The sequence below is a fragment of the Bacillus sp. FJAT-27916 genome (assembly GCF_001183965.1).
In the GTDB taxonomy this organism is placed as follows: domain Bacteria; phylum Bacillota; class Bacilli; order Bacillales; family Pradoshiaceae; genus Pradoshia.
Map to the genome: position 1 here is coordinate 901,053 of NZ_LFZV01000001.1, position 24,919 is coordinate 925,971.

23 protein-coding genes are annotated in these 24,919 nt (G+C 43.6%); 19 read left to right on the top strand and 4 right to left on the bottom strand.

The window, feature by feature from the left end; genetic code table 11:
* Nucleotides 1–143: 143 nt before the first annotated feature.
* On the bottom strand, nucleotides 144–1,103 hold the full coding sequence (rnhC, locus tag AC622_RS04300) for a ribonuclease HIII (RefSeq protein ID WP_049669927.1): 960 nt from the start codon (nucleotides 1,101–1,103) through the stop codon (nucleotides 144–146).
* A gap of 110 nt (nucleotides 1,104–1,213) precedes the next feature.
* Between rnhC and zapA the strand changes: the two genes are divergently transcribed.
* The 5 genes from zapA to AC622_RS04325 all read left to right on the top strand — a co-directional run bounded on the left by zapA (nucleotide 1,214) and on the right by AC622_RS04325 (nucleotide 7,479).
* Nucleotides 1,214–1,486 (top strand): cell division protein ZapA, encoded by a 273-nt coding sequence (gene zapA / locus AC622_RS04305; protein WP_049669928.1) that lies wholly within the window; start codon nucleotides 1,214–1,216, stop codon nucleotides 1,484–1,486.
* A gap of 7 nt (nucleotides 1,487–1,493) precedes the next feature.
* A complete protein-coding gene (locus AC622_RS04310) occupies nucleotides 1,494–2,030 on the top strand; it encodes a CvpA family protein (RefSeq protein WP_049669929.1) in 537 nt (178 codons plus the stop codon).
* Between the two features lie 109 nt (nucleotides 2,031–2,139).
* Complete coding sequence (gene polX / locus AC622_RS04315) at nucleotides 2,140–3,858, top strand: DNA polymerase/3'-5' exonuclease PolX (protein WP_049669930.1); 1,719 nt, start codon at nucleotides 2,140–2,142, stop codon at nucleotides 3,856–3,858.
* Nucleotides 3,859–3,886: 28 nt separating this feature from the next.
* Entirely contained in the window at nucleotides 3,887–6,244 is a 2,358-nt protein-coding gene (locus tag AC622_RS04320) for an endonuclease MutS2 (protein WP_049669931.1), read from the top strand.
* A 251-nt stretch (nucleotides 6,245–6,495) separates the two neighbouring features.
* Entirely contained in the window at nucleotides 6,496–7,479 is a 984-nt protein-coding gene (locus AC622_RS04325) for an alpha/beta fold hydrolase (protein WP_049669932.1), read from the top strand.
* A 36-nt stretch (nucleotides 7,480–7,515) separates the two neighbouring features.
* Here AC622_RS04325 and AC622_RS21595 read toward each other — a convergent pair whose 3' ends face one another.
* Entirely contained in the window at nucleotides 7,516–8,454 is a 939-nt protein-coding gene (locus tag AC622_RS21595) for a GNAT family N-acetyltransferase (RefSeq protein ID WP_082197012.1), read from the bottom strand.
* A 220-nt stretch (nucleotides 8,455–8,674) separates the two neighbouring features.
* On the opposite strand from AC622_RS21595, the gene AC622_RS04335 reads away from it, so the two are divergent.
* The 7 genes from AC622_RS04335 to uvrC all read left to right on the top strand — a co-directional run bounded on the left by AC622_RS04335 (nucleotide 8,675) and on the right by uvrC (nucleotide 16,187).
* The gene (locus AC622_RS04335; protein WP_049669933.1) at nucleotides 8,675–10,375 is read left to right on the top strand and encodes a long-chain-fatty-acid--CoA ligase; all 1,701 of its coding nucleotides are present in this window, start codon (nucleotides 8,675–8,677) and stop codon (nucleotides 10,373–10,375) included.
* Between the two features lie 99 nt (nucleotides 10,376–10,474).
* Nucleotides 10,475–11,062, top strand: a complete 588-nt coding sequence (locus tag AC622_RS04340; protein WP_049669934.1) for a TetR/AcrR family transcriptional regulator — start codon at nucleotides 10,475–10,477, stop codon at nucleotides 11,060–11,062.
* 22 nt (nucleotides 11,063–11,084) lie between these two features.
* Nucleotides 11,085–11,858, top strand: a complete 774-nt coding sequence (locus AC622_RS04345) for an enoyl-CoA hydratase (protein WP_049669935.1) — start codon at nucleotides 11,085–11,087, stop codon at nucleotides 11,856–11,858.
* Nucleotides 11,859–11,984: 126 nt separating this feature from the next.
* Nucleotides 11,985–12,758, top strand: coding sequence for an electron transfer flavoprotein subunit beta/FixA family protein (locus AC622_RS04350; RefSeq protein ID WP_049669936.1), 774 nt, complete (start codon nucleotides 11,985–11,987; stop codon nucleotides 12,756–12,758).
* 47 nt (nucleotides 12,759–12,805) lie between these two features.
* Nucleotides 12,806–13,783, top strand: coding sequence for an electron transfer flavoprotein subunit alpha/FixB family protein (locus AC622_RS04355; RefSeq protein WP_049669937.1), 978 nt, complete (start codon nucleotides 12,806–12,808; stop codon nucleotides 13,781–13,783).
* 161 nt (nucleotides 13,784–13,944) lie between these two features.
* Complete coding sequence (trxA, locus tag AC622_RS04360; protein ID WP_049669938.1) at nucleotides 13,945–14,259, top strand: thioredoxin; 315 nt, start codon at nucleotides 13,945–13,947, stop codon at nucleotides 14,257–14,259.
* 149 nt (nucleotides 14,260–14,408) lie between these two features.
* Nucleotides 14,409–16,187 carry an excinuclease ABC subunit UvrC gene (gene uvrC, locus AC622_RS04365; RefSeq protein WP_049669939.1) on the top strand — a complete coding sequence of 593 codons (1,779 nt, stop codon included), beginning with the start codon at nucleotides 14,409–14,411 and terminating at the stop codon, nucleotides 16,185–16,187.
* Between the two features lie 40 nt (nucleotides 16,188–16,227).
* On the opposite strand, the gene AC622_RS04370 is transcribed toward uvrC, so the two are convergent.
* A complete protein-coding gene (locus AC622_RS04370) occupies nucleotides 16,228–16,683 on the bottom strand; it encodes a YslB family protein (RefSeq protein ID WP_049669940.1) in 456 nt (151 codons plus the stop codon).
* A gap of 413 nt (nucleotides 16,684–17,096) precedes the next feature.
* On the opposite strand from AC622_RS04370, the gene AC622_RS04375 reads away from it, so the two are divergent.
* The 5 genes from AC622_RS04375 (at nucleotide 17,097) to AC622_RS04395 (ending at nucleotide 22,786) form a co-directional block, all read left to right on the top strand.
* On the top strand, nucleotides 17,097–17,714 hold the full coding sequence (locus AC622_RS04375) for a succinate dehydrogenase cytochrome b558 subunit (RefSeq protein ID WP_049669941.1): 618 nt from the start codon (nucleotides 17,097–17,099) through the stop codon (nucleotides 17,712–17,714).
* 61 nt (nucleotides 17,715–17,775) lie between these two features.
* A complete protein-coding gene (gene sdhA, locus AC622_RS04380; RefSeq protein WP_049669942.1) occupies nucleotides 17,776–19,536 on the top strand; it encodes a succinate dehydrogenase flavoprotein subunit in 1,761 nt (586 codons plus the stop codon).
* A gap of 2 nt (nucleotides 19,537–19,538) precedes the next feature.
* Nucleotides 19,539–20,300 carry a succinate dehydrogenase iron-sulfur subunit gene (sdhB, locus tag AC622_RS04385; protein ID WP_049669943.1) on the top strand — a complete coding sequence of 254 codons (762 nt, stop codon included), beginning with the start codon at nucleotides 19,539–19,541 and terminating at the stop codon, nucleotides 20,298–20,300.
* A gap of 163 nt (nucleotides 20,301–20,463) precedes the next feature.
* Nucleotides 20,464–20,649 (top strand): hypothetical protein, encoded by a 186-nt coding sequence (locus tag AC622_RS04390; RefSeq protein WP_156185553.1) that lies wholly within the window; start codon nucleotides 20,464–20,466, stop codon nucleotides 20,647–20,649.
* A 475-nt stretch (nucleotides 20,650–21,124) separates the two neighbouring features.
* Nucleotides 21,125–22,786 carry an FAD-dependent oxidoreductase gene (locus AC622_RS04395; RefSeq protein ID WP_049669945.1) on the top strand — a complete coding sequence of 554 codons (1,662 nt, stop codon included), beginning with the start codon at nucleotides 21,125–21,127 and terminating at the stop codon, nucleotides 22,784–22,786.
* Nucleotides 22,787–23,049: 263 nt separating this feature from the next.
* Here AC622_RS04395 and AC622_RS04400 read toward each other — a convergent pair whose 3' ends face one another.
* Nucleotides 23,050–23,553: a hypothetical protein gene (locus AC622_RS04400; protein WP_049669946.1), complete on the bottom strand. Its 504-nt coding sequence runs from the start codon at nucleotides 23,551–23,553 to the stop codon at nucleotides 23,050–23,052.
* Between the two features lie 303 nt (nucleotides 23,554–23,856).
* Here AC622_RS04400 and AC622_RS04405 point away from each other — a divergent pair, with 303 nt between their 5' ends.
* Together AC622_RS04405 and AC622_RS04410 are read left to right on the top strand one after the other, a co-directional pair.
* Nucleotides 23,857–24,342 carry an acyl-CoA thioesterase gene (locus AC622_RS04405; protein ID WP_049669947.1) on the top strand — a complete coding sequence of 162 codons (486 nt, stop codon included), beginning with the start codon at nucleotides 23,857–23,859 and terminating at the stop codon, nucleotides 24,340–24,342.
* Nucleotides 24,343–24,451: 109 nt separating this feature from the next.
* Complete coding sequence (locus AC622_RS04410; protein ID WP_049669948.1) at nucleotides 24,452–24,676, top strand: helix-turn-helix domain-containing protein; 225 nt, start codon at nucleotides 24,452–24,454, stop codon at nucleotides 24,674–24,676.
* Nucleotides 24,677–24,919: the final 243 nt, after the last annotated feature.

Below are 24,919 nucleotides of genomic sequence, written 5' to 3' on the forward strand. Positions count from 1 at the left end.
AGTTAAGAGGTTAATTGAAGGGCTGAGGCGGCTGATAGAGGAACAAAGAACGGCGCGTTATGCGGCACCGTCTTCGTGACCGACGTCGTGTCGGCCTAAAAACTGCCGGAGCTGTTGAGTTTTCAACAGCTCCGGCAGTTCCTTTACAAGCCTGCCTTACGCACAATCTGGCGGGCTTTTTCTGTATTGGCAAAATGCATTTTGGCGAGCGGTCCTAAAGCGGCTTCGCCTTTTTTTGCGATGATTAGGGCAGCTGTGTCATCGACCTTTGAGCCGGCTCCCTTTGGAATGGTGACGCCGGCCTGTTCGCTCAATAAGTCCATATGCTTTAAGAAGGCATAGCGGGCAATGACTGAAGCAGCGGCAACAGCAGTAGAAATGCTTTCTGCTTTTGTGCTGAAATAGAGCGGGACTTCACGTTTTCCCGTTGTTCCAGTATGGCGAAAATAAACGCCAGGCTCGCAGAATTGGTCAATGAGAATACCGTCGGGCTTGATGTCGTTCAATTTACCGAGCAAATGGTTGATGGCTTGCTCATGAAGCATCGCTTTCATCTTGCCCTGACTATAGCCCTTCGCCTGCAGCTGATTGTATTTTTCATTGCGCAAAACGAGCAGGCTATATGGAATCATCTCCGTGATCTTTCGGCCGAGAATGAGGATTTGCGGGTCTTTGATCGTTTTTGAATCACGAATGCCCATATCCTCAAGCACCCGGATATGCTCGGATGAAACATAGGCAGCAGCGACGGTTACAGGTCCGAAGTAGTCGCCGGTGCCGGCCTCATCTGTCCCGATAATATTTAATTGATTAATCGTGCCAGGTGGACGGTATGAATGGTCAGAGACGTTTCGTTTAGTGAAGGGTGAGCCGCTTTTCTTTTGAGCAGGTGCTGTTCCCGTACTTCCCCATTTCTTCGCTTCAGCCGTTGTATTGCTGCCTTGAAATAATACTTTCCCTGATTTATAGGCTGTTATCGTCGCACCATTGACTTTAGCTGAAAACACAGCGCCAGCAGGTGTATTCGCCGTGATGGAAGCGGCATAGTGGTCTTTCATTTTATAGAGAGTGTCATTGGATACCTTGATGACGGTATTGGACATTCTACTTCACCTCTTTAGCAATTTCGTTTTATTATGTAACTAACAGTTTTTATCAAGTAATTCCAAGAAAATCAATTTCGTGGTATGATATAAGATAGGATTTTTTACGAATGGAGGCACACACCTTGTCGTTTCAAAAAAACAGGGTCAACGTTGAGATATATGGACAACAATACACCATTGTAGGGGATGAGGCAACGTCCCACTTGCGTAAGGTCGCCCTTTCAGTGGATGAGAGAATGAGAGAAATCGGCCAAAAGAATCCGGGATTGGATACGACGAAATTGGCGGTTTTGACAGCGGTCAATGCCATTCACGATTATTATAAATTATTGGAGAAAATTGAAGAGTTGGAATTAGAATTAAATCAAGAGAAGAAATGAGGGTAACATGGTTACATTAATTATACTGTTTGCTTTGTTGTTGGGATTCTTCGTTGGGTTAAGAAGAGGACTTATCCTCCAGACCATCCATTTGGTCGGCTTTATCATTGCCTTGATTGTCGCAAGGATGTTCTACAAGGATTTGGGAGATAAGCTGGAGATGTGGGTTCCATTCCCGTCCTCTGATGATGGAACGTTGACGATGCTGTTTGATGCCGTCCATCTTGATGCGGCGTTTTATAATGCGATTGCCTTCCTGCTGATATTTATCCTGGTGAAATTTGCGCTGCAAATGATTGGTTCAATGCTTGATTTCCTTGCCCAGCTGCCATTGTTAAAACAAATCAATAAATTGGCCGGCGGTGCTCTAGGCTTCGTACAAACCTATCTTGGGATCTTTATCCTACTTTATATCGCGGCAATGCTGCCAATCGGCACCCTGCAGGAATGGATTCAAGGGTCTTTCTTAGCGGAGGCTATTATCCTTGATACGCCATTTTTGTCCAATTGGGTAACGGATTTATGGTTTAATCCGCTGTCATGACTTTTCCATTCATGGGGAAGTCTTTCTTTTTATGTTGCGGGAGTCAGCTTGTATATAATAATAGTTAACGGTATCTTTAACATTAAGAACGTACGGGTGGGTGATTAGGATGAGCGTGAATAAAAAAGACGTCATTAAATTATTGGAAACGATTGCGACATATATGGAATTAAAGGGGGAGAACCCGTTTAAGGTATCTGCCTTCCGTAAGGCTGCACAGGCGTTGGAAATTGACGACCGGAGCATCACAGAAATCGAGGATTTTACCAAGCTATCCGGCATTGGCAAAGGCACGGCTGCGGTAATTACCGAGTATTTGGAGACAGGGGCCTCAGAAGTGCTGAAAGAGCTGCAGGAGGAGGTTCCAAAGGGATTGATTCCTCTCTTGAGGCTGCAAGGCCTAGGCGGCAAGAAAATTGCTAAGCTCTATAAGGAATTACATATCACGAATGCAGAAGAGCTGAAGGCTGCCTGTGAAGAAGGGAAAGTGTCCGCACTCTCAGGGTTCGGCAAGAAAACGGAGGAGAATATCTTAGAGGCTATCAAGACGATGAATACAAAGCCGGACAGGCTCCCTCTTGCTGTTATGCTTCCGATTGTGGAGGATATTGAAAGCCGGCTTGAAGGGATGAAGGAAATTATCCGTTTCTCCCGGGCTGGAAGTATCAGACGAGGCCGAGAGACTATTAAGGATCTGGATTTTATTATTGCCACAAATGAACCGGGCAAAATTAAAGAGGCAATTCTGGCATTTGAGCATATCGACCATATTGTTGCGGCCGGAGATACAAAGGTGTCACTCGCTCTTTCCTATGACCATGAGATTGCGGTTGACTTCCGGATGGTGAAACCGGAGGAATTTGTTACAGCTCTCCATTACTTTACCGGATCGAAGGACCATAATGTGAGATTGCGTCAATTGGCGAAAGACCGGGGAGAAAAGGTCAGTGAGTATGGGGTTGAGAACCTGGAAACAGGTGCTGTTTTGACCTTTGAACGGGAAGAGGAGATGTTCGCCCATTTCGGATTGCCGTTTATTCCGCCGGAGCTCAGACAGGATGGAACGGAAATCGAGAAGTTTACGAAGGATTATCCACTCATCCAGGAAGAGGATATTAAGGGAGACCTTCATATGCATACGACTTGGAGTGATGGTGCCCAGACGCTGCGTGAGATGGTGGAGGCCTGCCGTGCGAAGGGCTATCGCTATATGGCAATTACGGACCACTCCCAGTATTTAAAGGTAGCAAACGGGTTGACGGCTGAGCGAGTCAGGAAACAGAAAGAAGAGATTCGCAAGCTGAATGAAGAATATGATGATATCATGATTTTATCCGGGATTGAGATGGATATCCTGCCGGATGGAACGCTTGATTTCGATGATGAGCTTCTTAGTGAGCTCGATCTTGTGATTGCCTCTATCCATTCCTCCTTCTCACAGCCGCAGGATATGATTATGGAGCGGCTGAAGACTGCCCTCATGAATAAGCATGTAGACATCATCGCCCATCCGACTGGACGGGTGATTGGCAGACGTGGCGGGTATGATGTAGATATGGATGCATTGATTCAGCTGGCAGCTGAAACGAATACAGCGCTTGAATTGAATGCCAATCCAAATCGTCTTGACCTGGCAGCGAAAAATGTCAAAAAGGCACAGGAGGCAGGCGTCACAATTGTCATCAATACGGATGCCCACAGCATGGAAATGCTTGATAATATGGAAGTGGGCATCGCAAACGCCAAGAGGGGCTGGCTTAAGAAGGAGACAGTTCTGAATGCGCGTACGGAGGAACAACTGCTGTCATTTTTGAACCGGAATGACTGACTATAGATTAAGGGGAGGATTTTTCTCCATGCAGCAAAAAGTATTAAAGACATTAGAATATAACAAGATTATTGAACAGCTTGAACAGCATGCGTCCTCAAGCTTAGGGAAGGATTTATGCCGTCACCTCCTTCCAAACGCTGTTTTAGAGGAAGTGAAGCATTCACAGGAAGAGACGGACCAAGCAAGAACGGTTTACCGCTTAAAAGGTTCCGTTCCGCTTGGGGGCATCTTTGACATTCGCGGCTCAATGAAGCGGGCACGAATTGGCGGGGTGCTCAGCGCGACCGAATTAATGGAGACGGCGAGCACGCTTCGTGCGGGACGCAATATCCGCAAGTTCCTCGAGGATATGCAAGAGAACGAAATTGAATTGCCCATTTTATATGCGTATAAGGATGAATTGGTTACCTTGCATGATGTTGAGAAGGAAATTAATGGCGCTATTGGTGACAATGGAGAGGTCCTTGATTCCGCAAGCGATACTCTGCGCTCGTTAAGACAGCAATTACGGACGAATGAAGCAAGGGTGCGTGAAAAACTAGAAAGCATGATTCGCTCAAGCAATGCGGCTAAAATGCTTTCTGATGCCATTATTACCATTCGGAATGACCGTTTCGTTATCCCGGTCAAACAGGAATATAGAAGTCATTACGGCGGAATCATTCATGATCAATCTGCCTCAGGGCAAACCTTATTCATTGAGCCGCAATCCATTGTGCAATTGAATAACTCTTTATCAGATATTCGTATTAAGGAAGCGCGTGAGGTGGAGAGAATCCTGACGAATCTATCCAATATGGTTGGGGAGCATTCAGAGGAAATCCTGTCTAATGTTGGAATTCTTGCTGCCCTTGATTTTGCCTTCGCGAAGGCAAAATATGCGAGGGCGATTCAAGCGACCATGCCTTTGATGAACAATAAGGGCATCATTAAATTGAAGAGTGCCCGTCATCCTTTAATTGACCCCGAGGTTGTCGTGGCCAACGATATCATTCTGGGTGAAACTTACGGAACAATGGTCATCACGGGTCCGAATACTGGGGGTAAAACAGTCACCCTAAAAACGGTTGGTCTTTGCACATTGATGGCGATGTCCGGCTTACAGGTACCGGCACAGGAGGGATCCGAGCTTGCTGTCTTCCGTTCCGTGTATGCGGATATCGGTGATGAGCAGTCGATTGAACAAAGCTTGAGTACCTTCTCTTCTCATATGGTCAATATTGTGGAGATTCTCGAAACGCTCGATTTCGAGAGCCTTGTACTGTTTGATGAGCTCGGGGCAGGGACAGACCCGCAGGAAGGTGCAGCGCTTGCAATTGCTATTCTTGATGAGGTCCATACCCGCGGAGCGAAGGTTATTGCGACAACTCATTATCCTGAACTAAAGGCATACGGCTACAATAAAGAGGGCGTCATTAACGCGAGTGTGGAGTTTGATGTTGAAACGCTCAGCCCGACTTACCGCCTCTTAATTGGTGTGCCGGGGCGAAGCAATGCTTTTGAGATTTCAACGAAGCTTGGCCTAAGCGACCGCATTATCCGCGATGCGAGAAGCATGGTCGGTGTGGAATCCAATAAAGTGGAGAATATGATTGCTTCACTGGAGACTTCCCGAAGAGAAGCGGAGAAGGATTGGAAAGAGGCTGAGGCATACTTGAAAAATGCTGAACGGCTTCATAAGGACCTTCAAGAAGAAATGAAGGAATACTATGAGAAGAAGGATGCCTTAATCGAGAAGGCTAAACAGGAGGCAAGAGAGCTTGTCAGCCAGGCCGAGAAGGAAGCAGAGGGAATCATCAGCGACCTTAGAAAGCTCCGTTTAGAGAAAAACGCCGAAGTGAAGGAGCATGAGCTGATTGAGGCGAAGCGCAGGTTGACAGATGCCAAGCCGGAGCTGACAAAGCAAGTCAGAAAAACAGGAAGCGGCCAAACGCAAAGAACCCTTAAGCCGGGGGATGAGGTTAAGGTGCTGTCTTTCGGTCAAAAAGGAACCTTGCTTGAGAAGGTATCGGATAATGAATGGAATGTCCAAATGGGTATCTTGAAGATGAAGGTCAAGGAAAAGGATCTTGAATTCAAGAGCAGTCCAAAGCCTGTTGAGACAAGAACGATTGCGAGTGTGAAAGGGAAGGACTTCCACGTTAACCTGGAACTGGACCTTCGCGGTGAGCGCTATGAGAGCGCGCTGTCGCGGGTTGAGAAATATATAGACGATGCCTTGCTAGCCGGTTATCCGCGCGTGTCCATTATCCACGGAAAGGGTACTGGAGCCTTGCGCCAAGGAGTGAGGGATTATTTGAAGAACCATCGTTCCGTGAAATCAATGCGCTTTGGGGAAGCATCTGAGGGCGGAACCGGTGTAACGATTGTGGAGCTAAAATAAAGGGGCTTAACGGGAGGAACCTATGGAGACATTGGCGAAAGTGCTGCTAGTAGTGTCAGCTTTATTTGTTCTGGTGGGAATCATCTATGTGACGGTTATAGCGTAAAGAAATACCCTATGGAAAACAAACGAGTTTTGTCTTCTATAGGGTATTTTTGTATGGAATTTATTGTGTATTTGGGGTTCTTTCATAAAGGGTACATAAAGGAATATGTGCAGTTTCAAGTCATCCAGGGAGGGATTCGATCATCATGCCAAGATATGTGAAACGCGGAATGAAAAAAGTTGTCCAAGCTGGTTTTAAAGAGAAAGAGATCATCATTGACGGGGATATTCTCCATTATGCCGAAGGGCCTGCTAACGGGCCTGCCCTTTTGTTAATTCATGGGCAATCGGTGGATTGGACAAGCTATTTCAAGGTCCTGCCTGCCTTGTCAAAAATCTATCATGTTTATGCGATTGATTGTCATGGCCATGGCCATTCCAATAAGAATCCGTATAAATACTCAGCAGAGGCAATGGGAACCGATTTTGCAAGATTCATTGAAGAGGTTGTGAAAGAGCCTGTAATTGTGTCCGGTCATTCCTCTGGAGGTTTGCTTGCTGTATGGCTTGCGGCCAATCGGCCTGATTTAGTCAAAGGTGCTGTGCTTGAGGACCAGCCGCTTTTTTCTTCAGAGGCCAAACGGTACAATGAGAAAAACTTTGCTTATCTCGATATGAGCTTGACCTGCCATAATTTCTTGAACCAGACGAAGGAGACTGACTTTTCCTCCTACTATATCGAGCACTCCGCCTGGATTCGTTTCTTCAAGAACGGGAAGCAGAGGATTGTGAACTATGCTAAGTCCTATCGTAAAAAGCATCCTGATTGCCCATTGTATCTCTTCTTCCTGCCGGCATCCTTAAATGAGGCATTGAGGGGCCTCCTAAATTATGATCCTGAATTCGGCAACTGCTTTTATGATGCAACCTGGCATCGAAACTTTGATCATGCTAAGGCGCTAGAAAGCATCGTCTGCCCAACGGTACTCATTCATACAAAGTGGAAATATGATGAAAATGGTGTATTATTAGCTGCCATGGATGGAAAAGATGCTGAAAAAGCCCGAAGCCTTATGAGAGACTGCGAGCTGGTCAATGTCAAAACCGGGCATGGCTTTCATTTTGAAAAGCCGGAGGACTACGTTAGTATCCTCCGAAAGTTCCGGAGCAGGGTGCAAGACCTATCATAATCTAATAGATTGGCGGGGTAAGTAGGCTAGGCTTTCTTACCCTTTCTCTTGCAGAAGAAGTTCATAATAGTTGAAATGAGTATCCTCTCTATAGCCATGTTTCTCATAGAGCCGTTTAGCTGGTTCATTTGTAACGGCTGAGCATAAGGTGATTTCCTTCGCGCCTGTCTGAACGGCAAATTCTCGCGCGTAATTTAATAGCTTGGCCGCTACTCCTCTGTTTCTTGCGTCGGGGTGAATATAAAGATCATTTAGAATCCAAGTTCTTTGCATGGAAATCGAAGAAAAGGAGGGATAAAGCTGGATAAAGCCGAGATATCCTTGTCGCCCGCCGGCAAAGAATAGGACGCATTCCTGCCTCTTCAAACGCTCCTTAAGAAAGTCTTTCGCTCCGTTCTGGTTGGAGGCTTGGTTATAAAACATTCTATAGGCATCAAAGAGATGAGAAACGCCCTCCATATTTTCCAGCCCGGCCTGCTTGATATACACAGGATTCCTCTCCCAGAATGTCTCAATCTGTTCTTGATGATGACGGTCATGCCAGGTAAAGTCTGTGATGATGAAAAGGAGGGAATAGGGTGTGCCGGTATGAGGGCAATGGGTTTCTCCGTTAGATGAGACTGGCTTATAAAGCAGTTCTGCCGGCAGCTCATACAATTCGCTTATAAGGCGTTCTCTCGTTTCCCTCGCCTCTTGAAGAAGTTCCTCCTTTGATAGTCCTGATCGAGCATAGGCTGCTGCAGCGGCATTAAAAGAATCAAATTCTGGGAAGGACATGTCTTCGCCGAGCTTGATTGAAGGAATGACATCAGAGAGAAGATAGTTATCCCATTTTGTAATATGAGTAATGATTTCTCCGCAGGACCATTTATCTGGTGCAATTGGCATAGTCCAAGTCTCTTCTTCCATATCCTCTAATAAGGAAAGCCACGGAGAGTAATGCTGAAAATCTTCGAGAACGGTTTGTTTATCCATTTGAAATAAGCTCCCTTCAACTTTGATACTTCTAATGTTTGACTGCTCCTTCTTTCCTTCTTTCTTTTTGAGTGATTTTCCTCTATTATTCGAGGGAATAATTGTTTATCTCCTGTAAATTGAGACTTTTGACGGGTCGTCTTTCGTAAAATATTGTCATACTATTCTCACTATACTATAATTAAATAGGAAAAATAGCTTTTTTAGGGAGGTTTTTACATTGTTGGAAGAAAAACCGTGGTATACGCAATATCCAGATGAAATCCCAAAAAGCATCGAGTATGGACAGAATTTAATTCCTGATTATTTAAAGGATTCAGCCCGTAAGTATCCAACGAAGAACGCCATTCATTTCATGGGAACGGAAATGTCCTATCAGAAACTGTATGAGCATGCCTTGCAATTTGCTCATTACCTGAAGGATATCGGAATCGAGAAGGGTGATCGTGTTGCAATCATGCTGCCGAATTTGCCGCAAGGGGTCATAGCGTATTATGGTACGTTAATGGCTGGAGGTATTGTCGTTCAGACCAATCCTCTCTATATGGAAAGGGAAGTGGAATACCAGCTTCAGGACTCCGGCGCAAAGGTCATTCTTACACTCGATATCCTATTCCCCCGCGTTTCAAGTGCCATCAAGAACACGAGCGTTGAACACATCATCGTCACTGCCATCAAAGACTTTTTGCCTTTCCCAAAGAACATGATTTATCCATTCATCCAGAAGAAGCAATATGGCATCGTCGTCAAGGTCAAGCATGAGGGCAACCATCATTTGTTTATGGAAATTTTGAAAACGGCTTCAAAAGAGGATATTCAGTATGAGGGCGACCCGGAGAACGACCTGGCTCTGCTTCAATATACGGGAGGAACGACAGGCTTTCCGAAAGGAGTCATGCTGACGCATAATAATCTTGTTGCGAATACAAAGATGTGTGATGCCTGGCTCTATAAGTATAAGGAAGGGGAAGAAAGAGTGCTGGCATTACTGCCATTCTTCCACGTATACGGAATGACAACCGTTTTGATTCTATCCGTCATGAAAGCCCACAAAATGATTATCCTGCCGAAATTTGATGCAACAGATACGTTAAAGACGATCCAAAAGCAGCGTCCAACCTTATTTCCAGGAGCACCGACCATGTATATCGGGTTGCTGAACCATCCAGATATCGCTAAATATGATTTATCATCCATTGATGCCTGTATCAGCGGATCATCTGCCCTGCCAGTGGAAGTCCAAGAGGAATTTGAAAAGGTAACGGGCGGAAAGCTTGTCGAGGGATACGGACTAACAGAAACCTCTCCTGTTACTCATGCCAATCTTCTCTGGGATGGACCGCGCAAGAAGGGAAGCATTGGATTGCCATGGCCGAGCACAGATGTTGCCGTATTATCATCGGAGAATCATGAACCTCTTCCTGCTGGTGAAATCGGTGAAATTGCCATTAAAGGTCCTCAAGTGATGAAAGGATACTGGAATCGTCCGGATGAAACCGAAAGCGCTTTCTCAGGGGAGTGGCTGTTAACCGGTGATATGGGCTATATGGATGAGGAAGGCTACTTCTATGTGGTGGACCGGAAAAAAGATATTATTATAGCAGGCGGATTTAATATTTATCCTCGTGAGATTGAAGAAGTATTGTATGAGCATAAGGCTGTTCAAGAGGCTGTTGTAGCTGGTGTGCCAGATCCATACCGCGGTGAAACAGTCAAAGCTTATATTGTTTTAAAGGAAGGCAGTGAAGTGACCGAGCAAGAGTTGAATGAATACTGCCGTAAGCATTTGGCGGCATTTAAGGTGCCGCGTTTGTATGAATTCCGTGATGAACTTCCAAAGACAGCGATTGGGAAGATTCTGCGCCGTGCGCTTGTAGATGAAGAGAGACAAAAACTTGCCAATGACAAAAAAGAGGCATAAGCTAGAATTACTGGCTTTTTTCTTGACTTTCCTTCAATCCGCGACTAATATGAAATTATGAATGATGATTCATTCATTTTTGTCAGAGGAGGACGCAGGATGAAGAAGGACCGCCCAAAATACAAACAGATTATTGATGCAGCCGTCATCGTCATTGCCGAAAACGGCTACCATCAAGCACAAGTCTCCAAGATTGCAAAGCAAGCGGGCGTGGCAGATGGAACAATTTACTTATATTTCAAAAACAAAGAGGATATTTTGATTTCGATGTTTCAGGAGAAGCTCGGAGTCTTTATCTCCAATATTGATGAAGAAATGGCTCGGGTAACAAGTGCGAAGGAAAAGATGCTTGTCCTGATTAGCAAGCATTTCGAGATTCTATTTGAGGATAAGCATCTGGCCATTGTTACCCAGCTTGAATTAAGACAATCCAATAAAGAGATTAGGCACAAGATCAATGATGTCCTGAAAGGGTATTTGAAGCTTGTAGATTCCATCCTCGTTACTGGGGTCGAGCAAGGGGAGTTTCATCAAGACCTGGATATCCGCCTGGCTAGACATATGGTGTTTGGAACGCTGGATGAGATTGTCACCACTTGGGTGATGAATGAGCAGAAATATGATCTTGTGAAGCAGGCAAGGCCTGTACATGAGCTCATCATCAAGGGTCTTGGAGCTAAATCGTAAAGTAAAGGGGCAGATGGCTAGTATGAATACTTTACATTTGCACAAGGAGAATCAGGTGGCCTATGTGGCAATTAACAGGCCGCCTGCCAATGCCTTGGCATCAGAATTACTGCAGGATTTATCCTCTATGCTTGATACAATTGAGGAGCAGGACGATATTCGTACTGTAGTTTTACATGGGGAAGGAAGGTTTTTCTCAGCGGGTGCTGATATTAAAGAATTCACAACCGTGGAATCTGAAGAAGCATTTGCGCAGCTTTCAGCAAAAGGGCAAAAACTGTTTGAAAGAATCGAAACATTCAAAAAACCAGTAATTGCAGCTATACATGGAGCCGCGCTTGGCGGAGGATTAGAACTGGCTCTGTCCTGCCATTTACGCTATGTGACAGAAACGGCCAAGCTTGGCTTGCCAGAGCTTCAGCTTGGATTGATTCCGGGCTATGCCGGCACTCAACGATTGACGAGATTTGCAGGACCGGCGAAAGCGGCAGAGATGATGTTCACATCTGAACCGATTTCCGGTCTTGATGCTGTCGCCTGGGGGGTTGCCAACAAAGCGTTTAAGGAAGAAGAATTCATGGATTCCGTGAAGAAGCTTGCTGAAAAGATTGCGAACAAGAGTCCGATTGCGCTTGATAAGACCATTCAGCTGATCAATTATGGAAAGCATGAGCGGTATTATGAGGGTGTTAAAAAGGAAGCTGAGTATTTTGGCGAAATCTTTGGAACAGAGGATGCAAAAGAAGGTATAAGTGCATTTATCGAAAAACGTTCACCGATATTTAAAGGGAAATAAGAACCTAATATCGAATAATTTCATTAACAGCATCCTGACTGGATTTTCCAGGCAGGGAGTGAATATACATCAAGTTTGCTAGAATTAGATCTTCATATTTCATACGAACAAATAGGAGGGCCTTACATGAATATCTATGTGTTGTTGAAAAGAACATTTGATACAGAGGAGAAGATTTCTTTATCAAATGGCCGAATTCAGGAAGATGGCGCAGAATTTATCATTAATCCTTATGATGAATATGCGGTAGAGGAAGCTATTCAAGTGCGTGACGCACAAGGCGGCGAGGTAACCGTTGTAACGGTTGGCGGAGAAGATGCTGAGAAGGAGCTTCGCACAGCACTTGCTATGGGAGCAGATAAAGCAGTCCTGATCAACATTGAAGATGATGTTGAAGATGGTGACCAATATACAACAGCTAAGATTCTATCTGAATATTTGAAGGAACAAGATGCAGATTTAATCATCGGCGGTAACGTGGCCATCGACGGAGGTTCAGGACAGGTCGGCCCGCGTGTAGCTGGTTTGCTTGATATCCCTTATGTCACAACTGTCACGAAGCTTGAAATTGACGGAACTAATGTAACCGTTACCAAGGATGTTGAAGGAGATTCAGAGATCATTGAAACATCCCTGCCTTTATTAATTACGGCACAGCAAGGCTTGAACGAGCCGCGTTACCCTTCCCTGCCAGGGATCATGAAAGCGAAGAAAAAGCCGCTTGAAGAGCTGGAGCTTGATGATTTAGATCTTGAGGAGGACGATGTTGAAGCGAAAACGAAGAGCATCGAAATCTACCTGCCGCCTCAAAAAGAAGCAGGTAAAGTCCTTCAAGGCGATATTCCTGATCAAGTGAAAGAGCTTGTTCAATTGCTCCGTTCTGAAGCGAAAGTCATCTAATCATTTAAGGCAACGAACATAAAGGGAAAATAACGGGAGGTAAAATTATGTCCAGAAAAGTTATCGTTTTAGGAGAAACAAGAGATTCTTCTCTACGTAATGTATCCTTTGAAGCGGTCGCTGCAGCAAAGACAGTTTCTGAAGGCGGTGAAGTAATCGGCGTCGTATTCGGAGAATCAGTGGCTGAGGCCGGCAAAGAATTAATCCATTATGGTGCAGACCGCGTCATCGTAGTTGAGCATGCAGAGCTTAAACAATATTCCTCTGACGGCTATACACAAGCCTTAATGGCTGTCATTGACCAGGAGTCTCCTGAAGGAATCATTTTGGGACATACATCCTTAGGAAAGGATCTTGCCCCGCGTGTAGCCGGAAAATTAGGTTCTGGATTAATTTCCGATGCGATTGCGGTTGAACAAGCAGGCGGAAACATCGTTTTCACTCGCCCAATCTATTCCGGTAAGGCATTTGAAAAACGTGTTGTGACAGACGGTATCATCTTTGCTACGATCCGTCCTAACAATATCAATCCGCTTGAGCATGACGCGGGCCGTTCAGGGGATGTCCAATCCTTATCTGTGGATATTAAAGATTTGCGCACGGTTATTAAGGAAGTGTTGAGAAAGGCGACAGAGGGCGTGGATCTCTCTGAAGCGAAAGTGATCGTTGCAGGCGGACGCGGCGTGAAGAGTACAGAAGGCTTTGAGCCATTAAAGGAATTGGCTGATGTCCTCGGCGGTGCTGTCGGAGCTTCCCGCGGTGCATGTGATGCTGACTATTGCGATTATGCCCTGCAAATCGGACAAACTGGTAAAGTCGTAACACCGGATCTTTATATTGCTTGCGGAATCTCTGGAGCTATTCAGCATTTAGCTGGTATGTCTAACTCCAAGGTTATCGTGGCAATCAACAAGGATCCTGAAGCAAACATTTTCAAAGTAGCGGATTACGGAATCGTAGGCGACCTGTTCGAGGTTGTGCCGCTGTTAACGGAAGAGATTAAAGCATTGCTCGTTAAATCTTAATGGAAACCGAACGACCGGCTGATTGAGCCGGTCTTTTTTGTGGAAAACGGAAACATTTTCATGCGTGTGGATAATCGAGCAATACAGTAGCATCCTATAATAATCAGTGGTATACTCCACTTAGAGTTATACTTTATGTAGTTTTTAGGAGGTTAACAAATATGGCAATTTCTAACGTTACGGATCAAACATTTGTAACTGAAACAAGCGAAGGCTTGGTTTTAGCTGACTTTTGGGCTCCTTGGTGCGGACCTTGTAAAATGATTGCACCTGTTTTAGAAGAAATTGATGCAGAGCTTTCCGATAAAGTAAAAATCGTCAAATTAGACGTTGATGAGAACCAAGAAACAGCGGTTAAATTTGGTGTCATGAGCATCCCGACTCTTGTCCTTTTCAAAGACGGAGAAGTTGTGGATAAAGTGATTGGCTTCCAGCCAAAAGAAGCGCTTGTTAACTTAATCTCTAAACACGCTTAATAAGGATGGAAAGACTTCGGCGCAGCCGGGGTCTTTTTCTTATGAAAGACTCCTATCTAACGGTATATACTAAAGGTAACTCAATATTCTATTTGAAGATATACCAGGCTATGCCTGAATTACACGATAACCAGAGGGGGGAACCCTTTTTGAAGCAGCATATAAAGGATAAGCTGGCGCTTTTGCCCGACCAGCCGGGCTGTTATTTGATGAAGGACCGCCAAGGCGTCGTCATCTATGTCGGCAAGGCAAAAGTGCTGAAGAACAGGGTCCGATCGTATTTCACCGGCTCGCATGATGGAAAGACCCAGCGGCTGGTTGCAGAAATAGAGGACTTTGAATACATTGTCACAAGCTCCAATATGGAAGCCCTCATCCTAGAGATGAACCTCATTAAGAAATATGACCCGAAATACAACATCATGCTCAAGGATGATAAGAGCTTCCCATTCATTAAGATTACAGCTGAACGTCATCCGCGTCTCATTATTACCCGCAATGTAAAGAAAGATAAAGGGAAATATTTTGGTCCGTATCCGAACGTGTACGCCGCTAACGAAACGAAGAAGCTCCTAGACCGGCTATATCCTCTTCGTAAATGTACGACCTTGCCTTCAAAGGTATGTCTTTATTATCATATCGGCCAATGTCTGGCTCCATGCGAGAAGCCAGTAAAGGAAGAGACATACAAGGAAATGACAGAACAGATCACCCGTTTCCTAAATGGGGGCTTTAAGGATATTAAGAAGGAATTGCATGAGAATATGCTGAAGGCATCAGATGAGCTGGACTTCGAGCGTGCGAAGGAATATCGCGACCAAATCTCCCATATAGAAGCGACAATGGAGAAGCAGAAGGTTGAATTCAGTGATTTGGCAGACCGCGATGTTTTTGGCTACGCGGTTGATAAGGGCTGGATGTGCGTGCAAGTATTCTTTGTCCGCCAAGGGAAGCTGATAGAACGGGATGTATCCTTATTCCCATTCTATGATGACCCGGCAGAGGAATTGCTGACCTTCCTTGGACAATTCTATGAGCAGCCAAATCACTTTAAGCCTCAGGAGGTTCTCCTGACCAATGATGTTGACCTTGAGCTTGCTGAAGGGCTTCTTAATGTGAAGGTGACCCAGCCAAAGAGGGGCCAGAAAAAGGATTTGGTCAAGCTGGCCGTGAAGAATGCACGGATTGCCCTGCAGGAGAAATTCTCCTTGATTGAACGGGATGAGGAACGGACAATCAAGGCTGTAGAGAATCTTGGGGAAGCTATGGGAATCTATACGCCGCATCGTATCGAAGCTTTCGATAACTCTAATATTCAAGGTGTGGATCCTGTTTCAGCAATGATAACGTTTATTGATGGAAAACCAGCCCGTAATGAGTACAGAAAATATAAGATTAAGACTGTCCAAGGACCAAATGATTATGAATCCATGCGTGAGGTAGTTAGGAGGCGGTATGCACGTGTGCTGCGCGAGAATCTGCCGCTTCCTGATTTGATTATCGTTGATGGAGGGAAAGGGCATATCGAGGCTGTCCGCGAGGTAGTGGAGGATGAATATGGACTAGAGATTCCGGTTGCTGGGCTGGCGAAGGACGATAAACATCGGACCTCGCAATTGCTCTTTGGGAATCCGCTTCAAATTATCCCGCTCGGACGCACAAGTCAAGAATTCTACTTATTGCAGCGGATTCAGGATGAGGTCCACCGATTCGCGATAACCTTTCACCGCCAGACTAGAGGGAAATCCACCTTCCAATCCACGCTTGATGGCATTCCGGGCATTGGAGAGAAACGGAAAAAGCTTTTACTTAAGCACTTTGGATCCTTGAAGAAAATGAAAGAAGCCGAGTTGTCTGATTTCACTTCCCTCGGCATTCCAGAAGCAAGCGCTAAGGCATTGAAAGAAAAGCTGGATGAACAAAAATAAAACCCGCCAACAAAATGTTGGCGGTTTTTTCCCTTTCAAGTTACAGAAAATCCTTATTGTCTGTTTTTACAGTGAAATATACAATATTCGCTCTTTTTTTCTGTTCCTCATAGGCTTCTGATACAACTTTTTTCATGTTTTCAAGCTGGAAAGCTAAGAAACCTGCCTCCAATTGAAAATTAGCGTGCTCATTGATTGCATATCTTCTTTGAATCAATTCTCCTGATAATTCCCATTTCACTTCATCATTTGATTCCTTCACGACGCGGAGATTGCCCCAGCCTGCATCTCTAAAGAAAGCGATCGTCTCATCTATGGTTGAAAGCGGGAACCTTCTTCCTAGTTGTTTTCCAGCCCAGTAAAGCAGCTGAGGTCCCTCTTTTCCTAGTAAGTCATCTAATAGAAATTCTCTAATTAATTCATAGCCAAAAGCCGGTATTAATGGTCCATTTTCAATGGAAGGCGCATTTTCTTCGATTTTTTCTTCTTTTGCCATGGTCTCCCCTCTTTCTTACTAATATTATAGCTTTATATAGGGTGTCACTTGCAACACTAATTATTAATTTCCATCATCTGGCCCGTACATGTTGTTAGATTAGTATTAAACGACGCATTATTTTCCTTCTATAGGGATTATTGGAAATACGGTGTATCCGTTTTCTTGACGCTGTTCCATTGTTAGGAGTAAAATAAAACCGTCACATAGTTGTAAGAATATGTGGAATTTTATTTGTATTTTTACTATTAACCTATTTACTTAGCAAAAAATATGTCTATTGATAGGTTAATGGGAGAGATAATTGCAGCATATAGATGACCTGCGGCAATTATTTACGAATAGCCTGCACTGTAAAGATGCACACCAGCTATTCAGTGATTTTTTTTACATTAAGAGGGAGGGGTAAATCAATGGAGAGTCATCGCGAGTTTAACTATCGCAGGTTGCATTCTTTACTAGGGGTCTTGCCAGTGGGACTATTTTTGGTTCAGCATCTGGTCATTAACAATTTTGCAACCAGGGGGCCCGAAGCCTTTAACAAGGCAGCTGCATTTATGGAGGCATTGCCTTTTAGGACAGCGCTTGAAATCTTTATAATTGCATTGCCAATTCTTTACCATGCCGTATACGGAATCTATATTGCGTTTACTGCTAAATATTCAGTTGGCAGCTATAGCTACTTCCGTAACTGGATGTTTGCTCTGCAAAGGATTACAGGTATTATTACGGTCGTATTCATTGTTTGGCATGTATGGGAAACAAGGATTCAGGTTTTCTTTGGAGCTCATGTCAATGCCAATATGATGGTTGATATTTTATCTAATCCATTTATGGTCGTGTTCTATATGGTTGGTGTTTTATCAGCAATTTTCCACTTTTCTAATGGTTTATGGTCTTTTGCAGTAAGATGGGGACTTATTGTAACGCCAAAATCTCAACGGATTTTTACATATATCACTGTCGGTGTATTTGTAATCTTGGCTGTCATGTCTGTCCGTACACTGCTAGCGTTTATCAACATGGCTTAATCACGAATAAAGGAGCTTAGCAGTTTGACACCTGCAAGTTATATAAGGAGAGGGTCGGTTTATGAGTAAAGGGAATATAATCGTAGTCGGCGGTGGTCTAGCTGGTTTGATGGCTACCATCAAAATCGCTGAAGTTGGACATAAAGTAGAACTTTTTTCAGTCGTACCCGTCAAACGCTCCCACTCCGTTTGTGCGCAAGGCGGCATTAATGGTGCGGTAAATACGAAGGGTGAAGGGGATTCACCTTGGGAACACTTTGATGACACGGTTTATGGCGGAGACTTCTTGGCTAATCAGCCTCAAGTTAAAGCGATGTGTGATGCAGCACCGTCCATCATTCATATGTTCGACCGTATGGGGGTAATGTTTAACCGTACACCTGAAGGTTTGCTTGATTTCAGACGCTTCGGTGGTACGCAATATCATAGAACAGCATTTGCTGGGGCAACTACTGGCCAGCAATTATTATATGCACTAGATGAACAGGTTCGCCGATATGAAGTGGCAGGACTTGTTCAGAAATATGAAGGCTGGGAATTCCTAGGCGCCGTTCTTGACGATGAGAAGGTCTGCCGCGGAATCGTAGCCCAAAATCTTGTGTCTTCTGACATTCAAGCATTCCGTGCGGATGCCGTCATCATGGCAACAGGCGGACCTGGAATCATCTTCGGGAAATCAACGAATTCCATTATCAACACTGGATCTGCTGCGGCAATTGTCTATCAGCAGGGGGCAACCTATGCAAACGGAGAATTCATCCAAATTCACCCGACTGCCATTCCAGGAGATGATAAACTCCGCTTGATGAGTGAATCTGCCCGTGGTGAGGGTGGACGTATTTGGACATACAAAGACGGCAAACCTTGGTACTTCCTTGAGGAGAAATATCCTGCCTACGGAAACCTTGTACCTCGTGACATCGCGACGCGTGAGATTTTTGATGTGTGCGTCAATCAGAAGCTGGGTATCAACGGCGAGAACATGGTTTACTTGGATCTCTCCCATAAGGATCCGAAAGAGCTGGACATCAAGCTTGGCGGAATCATTGAAATTTATGAGAAATTTACAGGGGATGACCCACGCAAGCTTCCAATGAAAATCTTCCCGGCTGTTCACTATTCTATGGGCGGCTTGTGGATTGACATGGATCAAATGACTAATATCCCTGGTTTATTCGCTGCAGGAGAATGTGACTTTTCTCAGCACGGGGCAAACCGCTTAGGCGCTAACTCCCTGTTGTCAGCCATCTATGGCGGAAGTGTTGCAGGTCCAAGTGCGGTTCGTTATGTCAATGGACTAGAAAGAAGTGCAGATTCTCTGCCTGATTCTTTATATGATAACCATGTATTTGAGCAAACAGAGAAATGGAATCACATCCTTTCCATGAACGGCACAGAGAATGCCTATTCCCTTCATAAGGAATTAGGGGAATGGATGACGGATAATGTAACGGTTGTCCGCTACAATGATAAATTACAAGAAACAGATAATAAGATTCAAGAGCTATTGGAAAGATGGGAAAACATTAATATCCATGATACAGCGAAATGGAGCAACCAAGGTGCCTCCTTTACACGTCAGCTCTTCAACATGCTGCAATTGGCCCGCGTTATTACGCTTGGCGCCCTTAAGCGTGATGAAAGCCGCGGTGCCCATTACAAACCAGATTTCCCTGATCGTAATGATGAGGACTTCATGAAAACAACGATGGCTGACTTCGTTGACAGCAAATCTGCACCAAATATTTATTACGAAGACATTGATGTATCACTGATCAAGCCACGGAAACGCGACTATACTAAGAGTAAGGGGGCTAATTAATCATGGCTGAGCAAAGTACGGTAATCTTTAAAATTCAGCGCCAAGACAACCCGGACTCTGAACCATATTTCGAAGAATTCGAGCTGCCTTATCGCCAGAACATGAATGTCATCTCTGCCTTAATGGAAATCAGGCGCAATCCTGTCACAAAGGACGGCAAAGAAACGAAACCTGTCACTTGGGATATGAACTGTCTTGAGGAAGTGTGCGGAGCGTGTTCCATGGTGATTAACGGAAGACCGCGCCAATCTTGTACGGCTCTTGTGGACAAGCTTGAGCAGCCAATCGTGCTTGAGCCAATGCGCACATTCCCTGTCATTCGCGACCTTCAAGTGGACAGAAGCAGAATGTTCGATTCCTTGAAAAAAGTCAAAGCTTGGATCCCAATCGACGGTACGTATGATCTTGGACCAGGGCCGCGTATGGCTGAGAAGAAACGCCAATGGGCTTATGAATTATCTAAATGTATGACTTGCGGCGTTTGCCTTGAAGCTTGCCCGAACGTAAATAGCAATTCCAACTTCATCGGACCTGCTCCGGTTTCACAGGTTCGCTTATTCAACGCCCATCCAACAGGTGCGATGCATAAAGCAGAACGCTTGAACGCTTTAATGGGAGATGGAGGAATCCAGGATTGCGGTAACTCCCAAAACTGTGTACAGGTTTGTCCGAAAGGCATTCCGTTGACTACATCCATTGCGGCTTTGAACCGCGATACAAACTTGCAAGCTTTCAAAAATATGTTTGGAAGCGATCATATTTAATCTATTGTAAGAATGGCCATCTTCCGATTGGGAAGATGGCTTTTTCTTTGAGGGGTAGAAAAATCTGTTAAAGAAAAGGGGATTTCAATAAAGAACGAGAATAGATTATAGATTAAAAGAAATAGAGAAAGGGTGAATGGTCATATCAATGGAGATGTCTTGGGTGAATACTATAACAGGTGTTCTTCCTCTTGCTATTATTGTTATTTATATCGCTCCCATTATTTTTGTCGTTTGGTGGGCAATCACCATGGTTAAGCTTCAAAGAGAAAGAAATATGATTCTGCATAGAATCGCGGGCAAGCTGAGTTATTTAAGCTATTTGGAGGATAAAGAGACCTTCAGGTAATAACAGGATTTTGAGTATAGACACAGAAAGGCTGGCTGCTATTTCTGTGTCTTTTATTTTGCGGATGTATAAAGTGCTAGTTGACTCTAGCAGGGCTCAATCGTCCTAAATCTAGACTATATTGATGTTGCTTTCCTCCCCTTATTATCAAAATAATTACATTCTTGCTAGTTTTTATATATAAAGAATGAATAGAAATTCATTTTTGGAGAGGGGCAAAAATGCATGGGCAAGATTGGTTATATCGATGACATGAAAAAATCGCTGGAGGGCTTCTCCTTCAGTTATTCAATCAAGGTGAGATTCTCTGAGCCGCTGTAATCAATTGTATGGAAAAATAACTTCATTCATCGTTTAAAGATTTAGAGGTTTAATTAAGTCTAATGAGTTATTGTATAACATGTGCTAAATAGTGTAAAATTTAACTGTCTGAATATTCATTGAAATTTTAAAAATATCATAAGGAGGTTTTTAAATGGGGTGGGATTATGAGTATGATGTTGTAGTAGTTGGCTCTGGTGCGTCAGGATTTTCGGCTGCCATTACAGCAAAAAAAGAGGGGTTAAGTACGCTGTTAATTGAAAAAGAAAAGTTTTTTGGAGGAGCTTCCGCTTTATCTGGCGGAGGTGTATGGGTTCCGAATAATCGATATTTGGTTGAAGCGGGAGCTGCCGACAGTTTTGAAGAGGCTAAATTATATTTAGATTCAACTGTTGGAGATTTAGTAAGTGATACAATTAAGGAAACGTATTTAAAAAAGGGAATCGAAATGCTGGATTATATGCATAATTTAGGTCCGCATATGAGATTTTCCTATGCCAATGATTACTCTGACTATTACCCGACGGTTCCAGGTGGAAAAGGAAAAGGCAGATCGATTGAACCAAAAGTGATAGATCTCAATGAATTGCAAGATTGGAAGGATACCCTTCTGCCTCCAGCTATGGATACAAAAGGGTTCGTTATGACAGGGCAGGATTTCGTCAAGGTTAATATGATTACTAGAACATGGGCAGGGAAAAGAGCTTCCTTAACATTGGGATGGCGTTTAATTAAGCACAAATTATTTAAAAAAGATTATGCGGCATTAGGTAGAGCTCTAATGGCTCGAATGGCCTTAACCTATAAGGATTTAAATGGTGAAATCTGGCTTAACTCTCCTTTTGTGAATTTTGTATACGAAAATGACAAAGTAACTGGCCTAAAGGTAAGCAAAGATGGAAAACAAATGACGATTAAAATCAATAAGGGGCTAATTTTTGGTTCCGGAGGATTCTCCAGGGATCAAGCAAAGAGAGAAAAATATCTTCCAAGCCCGCAAGATGTGAACTGGACAAGTTCACCAAAAGGGCAAACGGGGGATATTATTGAACCGTTTGCTAAACTAAATGCTAAGTTTGGTTTAATGGATAGGGTGTGGGGTGCACCTACTGTCATTAATCACTTGGGAATGCCTTTTTTCTTAGTTGCAGATAGAGGTCTTCCGAATATGATTATCGTTGACCAAGATGGCAATAGATATATAAATGAACCGACGCCATACCATGAGTTCGTCGATAAAATGTATGAACATAATGAAAAAACGGGCGGTAAAGCGATTACCTCATGGATTATTTTGGATGGGCGAGCTAAGAAGAGATATATCTTTACAGGTCTATTCCCGGGTCAGGATTTCCCTGAGGCCTACTATGAGAATGGTGTTGTTTTGAAAGGGGATACAGTCGAGGAATTAGAGAATAAATTAAATATTCCAAAAGGAAATTTAGTTAAAACGATGAACAGATTCAATGAGTTTGCTCGAAATGGAAAAGATTTAGACTTCCATAGAGGAGAAACAACACACGATCGATATTACGGGGATCCCTCCTTACCAAATCCTAATTTACTTGAAATCAATGAGGCTCCTTATTATGCTATGAAAGTTTATCCGGGCGATATCGGTACAAAGGGCGGCGTCGTTACGGACGAATACGCAAGGGTCGTAAAAGAAGACGGAACGGTCTTCGACAATGTGTACGCTTGCGGTAACTGTTCAGCTTCCATTATGGGGCATTCCTACCCTGGACCAGGGGCAACGCTAGGGCCAGGTATGACATTTGGATATGTAGCTTCCATGCACTGTAAAGATAAAAAATAACGATTAACAAAAGCATTTGAGTAACAAAATCAAATGCTTTTGTTATTTTGGGGGCTATCGATTTGGAATGAAAGGGTATTGATGAGATAGGATGACAAGATTATTGGTTTTTGGATTAACTAAGAAATGAGTGTATAAGAAAAGTAGATAAAATCGAAAGGCTGCTTACTGGGCGCAGCCTTTTCTTAATAAAAGCCGATTGGATAGACAAAACCCAATCGGCTGCATACGGTTGAAAACCTTATTATTCGTTCAGTGCAAAATTATGAATGCACAATTTCTCTATTCTGATCCTGCTTTAAATGAATGCGTTTCATTGCGTATCGTGCAATTGGCTGTGCAAGTAATAATTCAATCCAGAATGCAACGGCAAAGTTTCTAGGCCAGATATGAAGGAAGTTTTTCAAAGGTTCAAGGCTGATTTCTCCCAGGCCAACCCATGATCCGATAATCGATAGCAACAGGGAAAGGACCGTAACATTCAATAATGTATTTAATAAAATCCTTGCATTGAAACCATCTGTTTTTCCAATAAATTTAGGCATTACTTTGCCGACAACCGGACCGGCAACTAGTCTGACTAAGAGCACAACAATCACCCACATGAATGGAATAATCTTTAAGGTATCCATGTAGACATCTTTGCTGAAGCCTCGCTCTAGTCCCATAATAATTGGAGCGATAGTGTTGACTGAAATAATTGAGATAATCAGTAAGAACAGGATCCCTTCTTTGGCATTTCTGGGCAGTCTTGTTTCTGCATTCATAATGTTTGTCATCTCCATGAATCATATTTCAGATGGCAGACGTATCGCAAGACATATATTTTTGGCCGTAGGGTGACCAATATCTCCACACAAACTGATTTAACTATCCTATCATGATATTTTCATAGATTTCAAGAATGAAGAAGTTGTTGTCAGGTGAAAAAATTTTATGCTGGAATGATAAAGGAAAACAGTCTTTTTTATGGGTTTGTCCCTCTTTGATTGTAAAAATAATGACATTTTTGCTAGTTTTTATATATAATGAATGAATAGTCATTCATTTATAGAGAGGGGCAAAAATGCATGGGCAAGATTGGTTATATAAATGACATGAAAAAATGGATGGAGGGCTTCTCCTTCAGTTATCCAATTAAGGTGAGATTCTCTGAGACGGACATGTTCGGTCACCTGAACAATACTGTTCCATTTACGTACTTTGAGCAAGCAAGGATTGAATATTTTAAGAGCTTGGGGTTCATGCAGGATTGGGTCGATACAAGAAAAGAAACCATCCCTGTCGTCGCCGATCTGCAATGTGATTATCTTCAGCAAGTATTCTTTGACGAAAATATCCATATCATGGTAAAAGCAGAGAAAGTGGGCAGCTCCTCTGTTGATATTCATTATGCGGGAATGCGGGAGGACGGCAACCCTTGCTTTACCGGGCGGGGAACGGTTGTTCAAATTTCTAGGCATACGGGCAAGTCTGTCCCGTGGACAGATGAGATGAAGGAATTGTTCCAAAAGAGCGTCCATAAACATCCTCAAACAAATGTTGAAAAAGCCTGAAGAGGTTCTCCAAAATAGTCACTCCTTATCAACCTATCACATACACTATTTTGACTAAATATATACCCAATCCTAAGGTTATGGCTGGCAGCAAGGAGGGTTACAATAGTTGAAGGAGAACGATTTCACTCACAAGCCTTTACTCACAAAAAGAGAAAGAGAAGTATTTGAGTTATTGGTACAGGACAAAACCACGAAAGAAATCGCCAAGGATCTATTCATTAGTGAGAAAACCGTGAGAAATCACATATCCAATGCGATGCAGAAATTGGGCGTAAAAGGCCGTTCCCAAGCGGTCGTTGAACTTCTTCGGATGGGTGAGCTGGAACTATAAAAGCACATAGACACTCTTTTCCTTTAAAGAGTGAGCGGTTCTGGTCCAAATCCTTATGAGTCCATATAATGAAAGAGCAGAGGCGATGTTCAGCTTCCCCTTCACACATGACAGGGAGCTGGATTTCATGCCGAAGCTCTCTTTTTTTTGTGCTCCTTACGGGTTGGAAAAAACACAGACAAATGATAAAGTAAACAGAGTCCAGGTTTCATAAAAATGAACCGGTACATGATAAAGAAACGC